General features: G+C 63.5%; 10 protein-coding genes. 6 read left to right on the top strand and 4 right to left on the bottom strand.

Annotated features, from left to right (window positions below; genetic code table 11):
• Window positions 1-2 precede the first annotated feature (2 nt).
• From plsY to ACUXUR_RS01375, 3 genes are read right to left on the bottom strand one after another with little or no spacing between them, the layout of a single operon-like run.
• A complete protein-coding gene (gene plsY / locus ACUXUR_RS01385) occupies window positions 3-605 on the bottom strand; it encodes a glycerol-3-phosphate 1-O-acyltransferase PlsY (protein WP_445500538.1) in 603 nt (200 codons plus the stop codon).
• A 10-nt stretch (window positions 606-615) separates the two neighbouring features.
• Window positions 616-1,908 carry a dihydroorotase gene (locus ACUXUR_RS01380; protein ID WP_445500537.1) on the bottom strand — a complete coding sequence of 431 codons (1,293 nt, stop codon included), beginning with the start codon at window positions 1,906-1,908 and terminating at the stop codon, window positions 616-618.
• 8 nt (window positions 1,909-1,916) lie between these two features.
• Window positions 1,917-2,864 carry an aspartate carbamoyltransferase catalytic subunit gene (locus tag ACUXUR_RS01375; protein ID WP_445500536.1) on the bottom strand — a complete coding sequence of 316 codons (948 nt, stop codon included), beginning with the start codon at window positions 2,862-2,864 and terminating at the stop codon, window positions 1,917-1,919.
• A 108-nt stretch (window positions 2,865-2,972) separates the two neighbouring features.
• On the opposite strand from ACUXUR_RS01375, the gene ACUXUR_RS01370 reads away from it, so the two are divergent.
• From ACUXUR_RS01370 to ACUXUR_RS01360, 3 genes are all read left to right on the top strand, one after another.
• Window positions 2,973-4,613: an isovaleryl-CoA dehydrogenase gene (locus ACUXUR_RS01370; RefSeq protein ID WP_445500535.1), complete on the top strand. Its 1,641-nt coding sequence runs from the start codon at window positions 2,973-2,975 to the stop codon at window positions 4,611-4,613.
• Window positions 4,614-4,749: 136 nt separating this feature from the next.
• The gene (gene topA / locus ACUXUR_RS01365) at window positions 4,750-7,455 is read left to right on the top strand and encodes a type I DNA topoisomerase (RefSeq protein ID WP_445500534.1); all 2,706 of its coding nucleotides are present in this window, start codon (window positions 4,750-4,752) and stop codon (window positions 7,453-7,455) included.
• Window position 7,456: 1 nt separating this feature from the next.
• Complete coding sequence (locus ACUXUR_RS01360; protein WP_445500533.1) at window positions 7,457-7,960, top strand: MgtC/SapB family protein; 504 nt, start codon at window positions 7,457-7,459, stop codon at window positions 7,958-7,960.
• Here the strand turns inward: ACUXUR_RS01360 and ACUXUR_RS01355 are convergent.
• Window positions 7,957-8,142, bottom strand: coding sequence for a hypothetical protein (locus ACUXUR_RS01355; RefSeq protein WP_445500532.1), 186 nt, complete (start codon window positions 8,140-8,142; stop codon window positions 7,957-7,959). The two genes, ACUXUR_RS01360 and ACUXUR_RS01355, sit on opposite strands and share 4 nt — an antisense overlap.
• 250 nt (window positions 8,143-8,392) lie before the next feature.
• Here ACUXUR_RS01355 and parE point away from each other — a divergent pair, with 250 nt between their 5' ends.
• The 3 genes from parE (at window position 8,393) to rnr (ending at window position 13,754) form a co-directional block, all read left to right on the top strand.
• Window positions 8,393-10,456, top strand: a complete 2,064-nt coding sequence (parE, locus tag ACUXUR_RS01350; RefSeq protein WP_445500531.1) for a DNA topoisomerase IV subunit B — start codon at window positions 8,393-8,395, stop codon at window positions 10,454-10,456.
• A gap of 110 nt (window positions 10,457-10,566) precedes the next feature.
• The gene (locus tag ACUXUR_RS01345; protein WP_445500530.1) at window positions 10,567-10,971 is read left to right on the top strand and encodes a VOC family protein; all 405 of its coding nucleotides are present in this window, start codon (window positions 10,567-10,569) and stop codon (window positions 10,969-10,971) included.
• 458 nt (window positions 10,972-11,429) lie between these two features.
• Complete coding sequence (gene rnr, locus ACUXUR_RS01340; RefSeq protein WP_445500529.1) at window positions 11,430-13,754, top strand: ribonuclease R; 2,325 nt, start codon at window positions 11,430-11,432, stop codon at window positions 13,752-13,754.
• Window positions 13,755-13,764 lie beyond the last annotated feature (10 nt).

Below are 13,764 nucleotides of genomic sequence, written 5' to 3'. Positions count from 1 at the left end.
CTTCAGCCCTTCTGGCCGATCTTGCCTTCCGTTCCGGCAAGCAGGCGGCTGATATTGGCGCTGTGCTTCCACCAGAGCAGGGCGACGAGAATCACCGCCATGCCGGCCGTGCCGGGCTGGCCGAGTAGCCACAAGACAACCGGCGTCGCGGCGCTGGCGACAAGAGCGGAAAGCGACGAATAACGCGAGGCGAAGGCCACAGCGAGCCAGATGGCGGCAAAGATCAGCGCGGCGATCCAGTTCAAGCCGATCAGCACGCCGATGAAGGTGGCAACCCCCTTGCCGCCTTTGAACTTGAGCCAGACCGGATAGAGATGACCGAGAAAAGCGCCAAGCGCGGCGAGAGTCGCGAAATGCTCGCCCCACCGGGCGGCGACCAGCACGGCGACCGTGCCCTTCAGGGCGTCTCCGACCAAGGTCGCGGCAGCGAGGCCCTTTCGGCCGGTGCGCAGAACGTTGGTTGCGCCGATGTTGCCGGAACCGACATTGCGGATGTCGCCCAACCCCGCCATGCGGGTAAAGATCACCCCGAAGGGGATGGAGCCCAGGAGATAGCCGAAGGCCAGCGCCCCGAGCAGGTAAAGCAGATTCACTTCTTCAGGCATTCGCTTCTCGTCACATTGAGCGGCGGTCGAATACGATCCTGCCCGCAACCATCGTGATCGTCACCTGTCCTTCCAGACGGGCTTCGTCGAAGGGCGTGTTCTTGGACAGGGATTTCAGCTGGCGCTTGTCGAGCACGTAAGGCGCATCCGGATCGAACAGGATCAGGTCGGCAGGCGCGCCGATTTTTAGCCGCCCGGCCGGCAATCCCAGGATTTCCGCGGGTTTCGTGGACAGAGCGCGCAGGAGCTTCGGCAGTGAAATACGGTTCGAGTGGACGAGGCGCAGCGCCGCCGAGAGCAGCGTTTCGAGCCCAACAGCCCCGTCGGCGGCCTCCGCGAAGGGCAGCCGCTTGTTCTCGACATCCTGTGGATTATGGTCCGAAACGATCACGTCGATGGTCCCGTCAGCCAGCGCCTCGATCATCGCCTGCCGGTCGTCCTCGTGCCGCAGAGGCGGTGAGAGCTTCAGGAAGGTGCGGTAATCGCCGATGTCGTTTTCGTTGAGAGACAGGTGATTGATGGAGACGCCGCAGGTGACCGGAAGCCCCTTGGCCTTCGCGCTCCGCACGATCTCCGCCGAATCGGCACAGGAGATCATAGCGGCGTGATAGCGCGCCCCCGTGAGACGCACGAGGCGCATGTCGCGCTCCAGCATGATTGTCTCGGCCTCGCGCGGAATGCCCGGAAGCCCGAGGCGGGAGGCGAACTCGCCCTCATTCATTACCCCCTGCGCTACGAGGTCCGGATCCTCGACGTGGTGGACGATCAGCGCATCGAAATCGCGGGCATAAGTGAGCGCCCGGCGCATCACCTGCGCATTGGTGACGGAGCGCGCGCCATCGGTGAAGGCGATCGCGCCGGCTTCCTTCAGCCGCCCGATCTCCGCCATCTCCTCGCCGTTCAGCCCCTTGGTGAGAGCGGCAGCGGGAAGGATATTGACGATGGAGGTATCGCGCGCCCGGCGCACGATGAAATCGATGACCGCCGGATCGTCGAGGACCGGGCTCGTATCCGGCATGGAGACGACGGTCGTCACGCCGCCCGCAGCCGCTGCCTCACCGGCGCTCTTCAGCGTCTCCCGGTAGGGCCCGCCCGGCTCGCCGATGAAGGCGCGCATGTCGATAAGACCTGGAGACAGCACCTGCCCATCGCAATCGACGACATCCGCATCGGCGGCCTGCGTCAGTTGCGGGCCGAGATCCTGGATGACGCCTTCGCGCACCAGCAGGCCGCCCTTGTCCTCGCGTCCGGTCTCGGGATCGACGAGGCGTGCGTTCTTGAAAAGAAGAGGTTTCGTGCTCATCGCGCGTCTCACCCGTTCGGCAGATGGCTCGCGAGAGCCTCGAGCACCGCCATGCGGACGGCCACGCCCATCTCGACCTGTTCACGGATCAGCGATTGCGCGCCATCCGCGACATCGGAGGAAATCTCCACGCCCCGGTTCATCGGACCCGGATGCATCACGAGCGCATCCGGCTTGGCGTAGGAGAGCTTTTCCTGATCGAGACCGTAGAAGCGGAAATACTCCTTCACGGACGGCACGAAGGAGCCGTTCATGCGCTCCCGCTGCAGACGCAACATCATTACGATATCCGCGCCTTCCAGGCCCTTGCGCATATCGGTGAAGGTCGGGAAGCCGAGACGCTCAATGCCAGGCGGCAGGAGATTCGTCGGCGCAACCAGACGTACTTGCGCGCCCATCGCAGCCAGCAAAATCATGTTGGAGCGTGCCACGCGCGAATGCAGGATGTCGCCGCAGATCGCGACAGTGAGGCCTTCGATCCGTCCCTTGTTGCGGCGGATGGTGAGCGCGTCGAGGAGCGCCTGGGTCGGATGCTCGTGCGCGCCGTCGCCCGCATTCACCACGGCGCAATCGACCTTCTGCGCCAGCAGATGCACCGCGCCCGCCGCGTGATGGCGCACGACGATGATGTCGGGGCGCATGGCGTTCAGCGTCGCCGCCGTATCGATGAGCGTCTCGCCCTTCTTCACGGACGAAGACGCCACCGCCATGTTCATCACGTCGGCGCCAAGGCGCTTGCCGGCGATCTCGAAGGACGATTGTGTGCGGGTGGAGGGCTCGAAGAAGAGATTGATCTGCGTGCGGCCGCGAAGGGTCGTCTTCCGCTTCTCGATCTGGCGGCTCACCTCGACCTGTTGGTCGGCCAAATCGAGCAATGCCTGAATGTCCAAAGGAGACAGCCCCTCGATTCCGAGGAGATGCCGGTGGGAAAAAACGGATCGGGGGGTATCTGTCATCTTAAAGCCATCGCTATAGGCGGTCTGCGTAAGGGCAGCAAGCTGCCTGTCTTCGCCGGATGCATTTTCACCCTAGATTTAAGGTTTAAGATGCGCTGCCGGGGGTCGATGGTCATGACCGCATTCCAGACCCATGAGGTCTTCAACCAAGCGCCGCCCTTCGGCGATGTGAGCCTGATCGCGGGCGACCGGCCTCTGCTCGATGCATTGAAGAGCAACGGCGTGGATCCCGAAGCCGAGGGGCTGATCGCCTTCGGCGAGGCCTGGGGCAGCGCGGAGCGGCTCGATCTCGGGCGGCTCGCCAACGAGAACCCGCCGAAGCTGCGCACGCACGATGCGCGGGGCTATCGAATCGACGCTGTGGAATTCCACCCCGCCTATCATGCGCTCCTGCGGGCCAGCATGGCGGACGGGCTCCATTGCTCGACATGGGACGAGCCGAAATCAGGTCGTGAACATGTGGCGCGTGCAGCCCGGATCTATACCGTGGCGGGCGTCGAAAGCGGCCATGTCTGTCCCATCACCATGACGCACGCCTCCGTGGCGGCGCTTTCGGCGGCCCCCAACCGCCTGAAGGAGTGGCTGCCGAAGATCCGGTGGCGCGACTACGATTCCCGTTTTCTCCCGTCATGGGAAAAGTGCTCCGTCACCGTCGGCATGGGCATGACGGAAAAGCAGGGCGGAACGGATGTGCGCGCCAACAGCACCCGCGCCAAGCCGACAGACGGGGATGAATATGCGCTCACGGGGCACAAATGGTTCATGTCCGCCCCCATGTGCGATGCCTTCCTGGTCCTTGCCCAGGCACCGGGCGGCCTCACCTGCTTTCTCGTGCCCCGCTTCCGGCCTGACGGCTCCCTCAACGGGCTCCGTCTGCAGCGCCTGAAGGACAAGCTGGGGAACCGCTCCAACGCCTCCTCCGAGGTCGAGTTCGTGGAGGCTCTCAGCTGGCGAATCGGCGAGGAAGGAGCTGGGGTTCGGACCATCATCACTATGGTGCAGCTCACCCGCCTCGATTGCGCGGTGGCCTCCGCCGGGCTCGTGCGGATGGGGCTGACGCTTGCCATGCATCACGCCCATCACCGCAGCGTCTTTCAGAAGAAGCTCATCGACCAGCCCGCCATGCGGATGGTGCTGGCCGATCTTGCCCTCGAAAACGAGGCCATGACGACCCTGGCCCTGCGCACCGCTCGCAGCTTCGACTTGGCCTCCCAAGATGTGCACGAGGCGGCCTATTCCCGATTAATGACGCCCGCCGCCAAGTTCGGCATCTGCAAGGCAGCGCCCCGGCTCCTCTATGAGGCCATGGAGAGCCTCGGCGGCAACGGCTATGTGGAGGAGAGCCCCCTGCCCCGGCTATACCGCGAAGCCCCGGTCAACGCGATCTGGGAGGGCTCGGGCAACGTGATTGCCCTCGATCTCCTGCGCGTGGAGAGCCGTGAGCCGGAGTTGGCCGCCTCCGTCCTGGAGCGTCTGATGGCCGATGCGGGCGACTTGCCGGGAGCCTCGGAAACGGCCAGGGACATCGTTCTCGCCCTCCAGTCCCCCGAAGCAGAAGCCAAGGCCCGGTTCATCGCCGAGCGGCTGTTTACCCTGGCAGCGGCGGCGGCCTTGGCCGGCTCCGCACCGTCTGCCATCACTGAAGCCTATGCCCTCACCCGACTGGCTCAGCCCGCCCGGATGACCGGGGCAAACGATTTAGGTCAAGCCGTGAAACCCTTGTTGGATAGGGCTTTCGTCACCATATAACGGTCTAGGCGGAAGAGCCGATTTGACTTGTCCGCCGTGATCCACCACTTATCGCGCCTTGGCTGTCAGGGGGCTGACCGCCTCCAACCTTGACATTAAGAGCATCTGCTCGCGGCCATCTACGGGAAAGTCGCTCATGAAAGTCGTCGTCGTCGAGTCGCCTGCGAAGGCCAAGACGATCAACAAATATCTCGGCAAGGATTATGAGGTTCTGGCCTCCTTCGGGCATATCCGCGATCTGCCCGCCAAGGACGGCTCGGTCGACCCAGATGCCGATTTCCGCATGATCTGGACGCTCGAGGACAAGGGCTCGAAGCGGGTCTCCGAGATCGCCAGGGCGATCAAGGGAGCCGAAAAGCTCATCCTTGCCACCGACCCGGATCGCGAGGGCGAGGCAATTTCCTGGCACGTCGTCGAGGCCCTGCGCGAAAAGCGCGCGCTCAAGGACCTGCCGATCGAGCGCGTGACCTTCAACGCCATCACCAAGGATGCGGTGCAGACGGCTTTGCGCCAGCCGCGCGAGATCGACCAAGCGCTGGTCGATGCCTACATGGCCCGCCGCGCCCTCGACTATCTCGTGGGCTTCACCCTTTCTCCCGTTCTCTGGCGGAAACTCCCCGGCGCGCGCTCGGCCGGCCGCGTGCAGTCTGTGGCGCTTCGCCTCGTCTGCGACCGCGAGCTTGAGATCGAAACCTTCAAGCCGCGCGAATACTGGTCGCTCATCGCGACGCTCGCGACGAAGGCAGGCGCGGTGTTCGACGCGCGCCTCGTCGGCGCGGACGGCAAGAAGATCCAGCGTCTCGATATCGGCAACGGCAAGGACGCCGAAGCCTTCAAGAAGGACCTGGAGCTGGCGACCTTCTCGGTGGCGAATATCGAGGCGAAACCCGCCAAGCGCCATCCCTATCCGCCCTTCACCACCTCGACCCTGCAGCAGGAGGCCTCGCGCAAGCTGGGCCTCGCGCCCGCGCAGACCATGCGCATCGCGCAGCGTCTCTATGAAGGCGTCGATATCGGCGGCGAGACGGTGGGTCTCATCACCTATATGCGTACGGACGGCGTCGACATGGCGCCGGAAGCAGTGCAGGCCGCCCGCCGCGTGATCGGCAAGGAATACGGCGATCAATATGTGCCGTCGGCACCGCGCAAGTACTCGACCAAGGCGAAGAATGCGCAGGAAGCGCACGAGGCCATCCGCCCCACGGATATGAGCCGCCTGCCGAAATACGTGGCGAAGTATCTGGAGCCCGAGCAGGCCCGTCTCTATGACCTCATCTGGACCCGCACCGTGGCGAGCCAGATGGAATCGGCCGAGCTCGAGCGCACCACCGCCGACATCACCGCCCAAGTCGGCCCGCGCAAGCTCGACCTTCGCGCCACCGGTCAGGTGATCAAGTTCGACGGCTTCCTGACGCTCTACAACGAGAGCAAGGATGACGAGGCTGACGAGGACGAGGGCCGCCTGCCTCCCATGAAGGCGGGAGACCCGCTCGAGCGCCGCCGCATCAACGCGACCCAGCACTTCACCGAGCCGCCGCCGCGCTATTCGGAAGCCTCGCTCGTGAAGCGTATGGAAGAACTCGGCATCGGCCGTCCTTCCACTTATGCCGCCGTGCTGCAGACGCTGCGCGACCGCGAATACGTGCGCATCGAGAAGAAGCGCCTCGTACCCGAGGACAAGGGCCGCATCGTCACGGCGTTCCTGGAGAGCTTCTTCCGCCGCTATGTGGAATACGATTTCACGGCGGACCTGGAAGAGCAGCTCGACCGTGTCTCGAACAACGAGATCGACTGGAAGCAGGTGATGCGCGATTTCTGGCGCGACTTCTCCGCCGCCATCGGCGAGACGAAGGAGCTGCGCACCGCAGAAGTGCTCGACGCGCTCAACGAGCTGCTCGGGCCCCACATCTTCCCGGACAGGGGCGACGGCTCGAATCCACGCACCTGCCCGACCTGCGGTACGGGCCAGCTATCGCTCAAGCTCGGCAAGTTCGGCGCTTTCATCGGCTGCTCGAATTATCCTGAGTGCAAATATACCCGCCAGCTCGCCGCGACCGGCGCCGAGGGCGACGGTGAGGGCTCATCCGAGAATGGCGGCCAGCCTGGCGTGAAGGTGCTGGGCGTCGATCCGGACACGGGCGAGCAGGTCACCCTGCGCGACGGCCGCTTCGGCCCGTTCGTGCAGCTCGGCGAAGGCGAGAAACCCAAGCGCTCCTCTCTGCCGAAGGGCTTGGCTCCGTCGCAAGTGGATCTGGAGAAGGCGCTCAAGCTCCTCTCGCTCCCACGCCAGGTCGCCACGCATCCTGAAACGGGCGAGCCGATCTTCGCCAGCATCGGTCGCTACGGACCCTATGTTCAGCATGGGAAGACCTACGCGAATCTCGGTCCAGGCGACGACGTGCTGGAGATCGGCGCGAACCGCGCCATCGATCTCATCGTCACGAAGGAAAGCGGCGGTGGTGCGCGTCGTGGCGCAGCCGATCCGGGCCGCCCGCTGGGCGACGATCCGGAATCCGGCAAGCCCATCGTGGTGAAGGCCGGGCGTTTCGGGCCTTACGTGACGGACGGCGAGACCAACGCCACCTTGCCACGGGCCATGGCCGCGGAAGCGGTGACGCTGGATGAGGCCGTCGCGCTGCTGAAAGCCCGTCGCGCGGCCGGTCCGTCCAAGAAGCCCGCCCGTGGCCGCAAGGCTCCGGCCAAGAAGGCCGCTGCCTCGAAGAAGGCGCCGACCAAAACCGCGGCCAAGACAGCCACCAAGAAAACGGCAGCGAAAAAGCCTGCCGCCAAGAAGGCCACGACCAAGACTGCAGCCAAGAAGGCGGCAAAGGCGGCTGAATGAAATGAGCGAGTGGTTGTCCTGGATTCTGGTGGACCATGCCGATCAAGTTGAGATTGCCGTGCGCCTCTGCGTAGCGGCGATCGCCGGCATGGCCGTCGGACTCAACCGAGACATCCACAACAAGCCCATCGGCATGAGGACGCTGGGACTTGTCGCACTTGGGTCTGCGACCGTGATCCTCTCCGGCTCGGTCTACGAGGGATTACACTTCGGCCAGGACGCGGTGAGTCGGGTCGTCCAGGGCATCCTGACCGGCCTCGGCTTCCTGGGTGCCGGGGCCATCATCAGGGGCAAGGACGGCAGCGAGGTCCATGGCCTGACAACGGCAGCGACAGTCTGGATTGCAGCCTCTCTCGGCGTGACGGCGGGGCTTGGCGCCTGGTTCATCACTGTTGCCGGAACCGTGATGACTCTGATCGTGCTGACTTTCGGCAAGCCGCTAGAAGCCAAGCTGACCCGCCTGTTCTCGGGCCGGCCCAAGACTGTGCAGGACGAGGATGGTTAGAAGGCGAAGCCGAGGCCCAGAATAGCAACGGCAGCGATGGAGAGCCAGAGCACGCTCGACCCGAAGGTACTGCTCTTAACGGCCGGGGTGGTGTCCGGCTCGTCGAAGGCGAAGGCTTCCCCGGCGATGCGCGCCGCGCGGTCCAGGTGGAGCTTCCGTGCCGGTCCTACAGTCGTGCGCATCGTCGCCCTCGATCTCCGTTAAGCTCATGCTTAACCAGCCAACGTGAATGGGAACTAAACAGTTCCTGATGACAGTTGAAAGACATCCTTTAGAGGCTGCTGGGATACTGCCCGAATGGGGGTTCCCAGGCCTTAGTTTTTGTGGCTTGTGACCCCAAGCCACCTTCAAGTTTCCGTTTTGTTCTCGTATAAAAACGGAATGAGAAATAGTGTAAACAAACGCGAATCACTGAAACGGGCCAAGGTCCCAATGGATAACGACGATCTCTTCGGAGGCGCGGCTGCCAAGCGCGCGGCGCCTGCTACGGCCAGAACAGCTACCGTGAAAGCCTCCCGCGCCGCGCCTGCACCGCAGCAAGGCACGCCGGGCGAGGCTGGCTATGACGCGTCTGCCATCGAAGTGCTCGAGGGGCTGGAGCCTGTCCGCCGCCGTCCGGGCATGTATATCGGCGGCACGGACGAGAAGGCCCTGCACCACCTCTTCGCCGAGGTGATCGACAACTCCATGGACGAGGCGGTCGCGGGCCATGCGACCTTCATCGAGGTGGAGCTGGAGGAAGGCGGCTGGCTGTCCGTCACCGATAACGGCCGCGGCATTCCGGTCGATCCGCATCCCAAGTTCCCGAAGAAGTCCGCGCTTGAAGTCATCATGACCACCCTGCACGCGGGCGGTAAGTTCGACTCGAAGGTCTATGAGACCTCCGGCGGCCTGCATGGCGTCGGCGTGTCGGTGGTGAACGCGCTCTCTGAAACGCTTGAGGTCGAGGTCGCGCGCGGCCAGCAGCTCTATCGCCAGGTCTTCTCCCGAGGAATCCCGCAGGGCAAGCTCGAAACCGTAGGCCGGGTGCTCAACCGGCGCGGCACGAAGGTGCGCTTCAAGCCCGATCACCAGATCTTCGGCAAGGATGCCCATTTCCAGCCCCGCCGCCTGTTTAAGATGGCCCGTTCCAAGGCCTATCTGTTCGGTGGCGTCGAGATCCGCTGGAAGTGTGCCCCATCGCTGATTGAGGGTGTGGACAACGTTCCGGCTGAGGCGACCTTCAAGTTCCCGAACGGCCTGAAGGACTACCTGCTCCACGACATTGAGGGGAAGGAACTGATCACGGACCAGATCTTCTCCGGCAAGATCACCAAGCCCGGCAGCCACGGCTCGCTGGAATGGGCGGTCGCCTGGATGGCGAACGAGGACGGGTTCTCGACCTCCTACTGCAACACGGTGCCCACCCCTGAAGGCGGCACCCACGAGAACGGCCTGCGCATCGCCCTGCTGCGCGGCCTGCGTGATCACGCCGAGCGCGTCGGCCAGTCGAAGCGCATGTCGGCGGTGACCACCGACGACGTGATGGCGACCTGCGCCTCCATGCTCTCGGTCTTCATCCGCGAGCCGGAATTCCAGGGCCAGACCAAGGACAAGCTCGCCACCGTCGAGGCTGGCCGCATCGTCGAAAACGGCATCCGCGATACCTTCGATCATTGGCTCGCCGCCTCTCCGCAGCAGGCCAACAAGCTGCTCGACTGGGTGATCGACCGCGCCGAGGAGCGCCTGCGCCGCCGCCAGGAAAAGGAAGTCGCCCGCAAGACGGCGACCCGCAAGCTGCGCCTGCCCGGCAAGCTGGCGGATTGCTCGAATGCCGGCGCCAAGGGCTCCGAGCTCTTCCTCGTTGAGGGTGACTCGGCGGGGGGCTCGGCGAAGCAGGCGCGTGATCGCGCCACGCAGGCCGTGCTTCCATTGCGCGGAAAAATCCTGAACGTGGCCTCTGCCGGTCGCGACAAGCTGCACCAGAACCAGCAGATCTCCGATCTGGTCCAGGCGCTCGGCTGCGGTACGGGTTCGCAATATCGCGATGCCGATCTTCGCTATGAGAAGATCATCATCATGACCGATGCGGACGTGGACGGCGCCCACATCGCGACGCTCCTCATCACCTTCTTCTACCGGCAGATGCCGAAGCTCATCGACGGTGGGCACCTCTATCTCGCCGTGCCGCCGCTCTACCGCCTGTCCCAGGGCGCGAAGTCGGCCTATGCCCGCGATGAAGCGGATCGCGACCGGCTGCTGAAGACGGTGTTCAAGGGCAGCGGCAAGGTCGAAATCAGCCGCTTCAAAGGCCTCGGCGAGATGCTGCCGGGCCAGCTCAAGGAAACCACCATGGACCCCAAGAAGCGTCTGCTTCTGAAGGTGGTCGTGGAAGCTGACGATAGACCTGAGGCAAACGATGCCGTGGAACGCCTGATGGGCAACAAGCCCGAAGCCCGCTTCGCCTTTATCCAGGAACGTGCCGTCTTCGCCGACGAGGCGGACCTGGATATCTGAAGTCTGCAGCAATAAAGTCCCAGCGCAACCCTTCGTGAAAGGCATGGAGATGCGCTGGGTTTTGTTGTCATCAGCTGGTGCCTGCTACGTGTCTTAATAGGAGGCCCAGATTGAGACAGAGCATCGCGCATATTGCTCTTGTGGTCCGCGACTACGACGAAGCAATTGCCTTTTACGTCAACAAGCTGCGGTTCGAGCTGGTTGAGGACACGTATCAGCCGGAGCAGGATAAGCGTTGGGTTGTTGTCCGCCCTCCGGGAGATGGAGCGACGTCATTGCTTCTGGCGCGTGCGTCTAATCTCCATCAGGAGACATTCATCGGCAACCAGGCTGGCGGCCGTGTCTTCCTGTTTCTGCGGACTGACGATTTTCAGCGGGATCATGCCGCCATGGTCGAGGCTGGCATCAAGTTCGTTCGCGAGCCGAAACAGGCTCCTTATGGCACCGTGGCCGTATTTGAAGATCTGTACGGCAATTTGTGGGATCTCGAGCAATTCACAGGCGGTCGTGATTAACATGCCGCAGAAAAGGCACCTGCAGTTTTACAAGACACTTCAAAGCCTTAGGCTCAATGAGAAACTTTTTCGAAAATTTTTCAAAAAATTGGGAACCATTGTTGAACCCATCCGTTGATAGGCATCACCGGCCCATTCTGCCCCCACGGGCCGGTCCCTTAAAAGGCTCCGCCATGGAGCCTTTTTTTTTGCCTCACAGCCCCTTTAAGCTGTCTATGGATCCAAGCCCGCGGCTCGTGCGTCATCCCCAGGGTGCACGGCCGGACTAGCGCATCGTGTGGACCCGAAGGGCCGCGTCAGCGAAAAGTGGACTCGGTTTTCCGCTCCGAACGATGCGCTGCTCTAGAAAGGAAGCATCGGAATGAATCCCAAAAGTGGAATCCACTTTTGGGTCTGATGCTCTAGCCGTGGCTAAGCTTGCATGCGACAAGACCTGACGAACTCAACGAGTTTTCCCCTTGGCCAAACGTTCCAAAGCTCAGACCTCCTCGGCCCTCCCGTCCCGGGAGGATCTCGTCGCCTTCATCAGCAAGTCCCCCGGCAAGGTGGGCAAGCGCGAGATCGCGCAGGCCTTCAACATCAGGGGCGGTGACCGCATCTGGCTCAAGCAGATGCTGAAAGATCTGGAGATCGAGGGTGTCGTCGGCCGCCGCGGCAAGCGCGTCCACAAGGCGGGTCAGCTGCCGCCAATGGTGATGGCCGACATCATCAAGCGCGACCGCGACGGCGAGCTGATCGCCGTCCCCACCGAGTGGGACGAGGAAGAGCACGGGGCGATTCCCACTATCATCATCCTGCCCGCCCGCAAACCACGCTCCGGCATGCCGGTTGCGGGCGTCGGCGACCGGGCGCTGCTGCGGGTCGATCCGCTCAAGGCTGGTGATATCCACCGCTATGCGGGCCGCGTCACGAAGATCCTCGCCAAGAAACAGGCCCAGGTGCTCGGCATCTTCCGCGCCCTGCCCGACGGCGGCGGGCGCCTGATCCCCGTCGACAAGAAGGCCCGCGACCAGGAGCTCCAGATCAATCCCGGTGACGATGCCGGCGCTCAGGATGGCGACCTGATCGCAGCATCCATCGTCAAGCATGGGCGTTTCGGTCTTCCTCATGCAAAGGTCAAGGAGCGGCTGGGCTCCGTCAAATCCGAGAAGGCCGTGAGCCTGATCGCGATCCACGCCCACAACATCCCGAACGAATTCCCCAAACCCGTCATTGACGAGGCCGAGCGGGCGGAACATGCCTCCATGGCAGGCCGAGAGGATTGGCGCGAGGTGCCTCTCGTCACCATCGACCCGCCGGACGCCAAGGATCACGACGATGCCGTCCATGCGGTGCGGGACGAGAATCCCGGCAATGAAGGCGGCTTCATCATCAGCGTGGCGATCGCGGATGTGGCGGCCTATGTGCGCCCCGGCTCCGCCATGGACCGCGAGGCGCAGGAGCGCGGCAACTCGGTCTATTTCCCCGACCGCGTCGTGCCCATGCTGCCGGAAAGGATCTCGAACGATCTCTGCTCGCTGCGCCCGCATGTGCCGCGCCCTGCCCTCGCCGTTCGGATGGTGATCGGCCCTGACGGCCGAAAGAAGAGCCACTCCTTCCACCGAATCATGATGCGCTCGGCGGCGAAGCTCTCCTACAGCCAAGCCCAGGCTGCCATCGACGGCCGCACCGACGATGTGACCGACCCGATCCTCGACACGATCCTGAAGCCCCTGTGGGCGGCCTATGCCTGCGTGAAGAAGGCGCGAGATATCCGCGAGCCGCTCTATCTCGATCTTCCCGAGCGCAAGATCGTGCTGAAGCCCGACGGCACCGTGGACCGTGTATTCGTACCCGAGCGGCTTGAGGCGCATAAGCTCATCGAGGAGTTCATGATCCTCGCCAATGTGGCGGCGGCGGAAGCGCTGGAGAAAGCGCAATCCGACCTGATCTATCGCGTCCACGACGAGCCCTCGCTCGAGAAGATGCGCGCTTTGAGCGAAGTCCTCGCCTCCATCGGCCTGAAGCTGCCGACGCAAGGAGCGCTGAAGCCGGAACTGTTCAATCGGATCCTTCGCAGTGTCGATGGCACCGAGCATCAGCTCTTCATCAACGAGGTGGTGCTCCGCTCGCAGTCGCAGGCGGAATACTCGGCGGAGAATTACGGACATTTCGGCCTGAACCTGAAGCGTTATGCCCACTTCACCTCTCCCATCCGCCGCTACGCGGACCTCATCGTCCATCGTGCGCTGATCACCGCCCTCAAGCTCGGCAAGGATGGGCTGTCGCCCGATGCGACCCGCGCGGAGCTGATCGAGATCAGCGCCAAGATCTCGGCCGCCGAGCGGCGCGCCATGGCGGCGGAACGTGAGACAATCGACCGCCTGATCGCACACTTCCTTGCCGACCGGATCGGGGCCACATTCGATGGACAGATTTCGGGAGTGACGAAGGCAGGCCTCTTCATCAAGCTGAGCGAGACCGGCGCGGATGGTTTCGTTCCGGCGGCGACCATCGGGGACGATTTCTATCGCTTCGATGAGAGGACCCATTCGATGCGCGGCGACTACACCGGCGAAACCTACCGCCTCGGCGACAAGGTCGAGGTGAAGCTGGTCGAAGCCGCTCCCGTCGCAGGTGCGTTGCGGTTCGAGCTGCTCACCAAGGGCCGCTTTACCGGCAAGGCTGGTGGCGGAAAGAAGAGTGCGAAGCGTCCGCCGCGCGGCACCAATAAGGCCGCCAAGGCGACGTCGGACCGTCGGGCTCCCACGCGTGTGAAAGTGAAACGCCGCGGTCGCGGCTGATAGGAAACGA

It is taken from the genome of Microvirga medicaginis (assembly GCF_052658925.1).
This window is presented reverse-complemented; position numbering and strand designations above follow the sequence as displayed.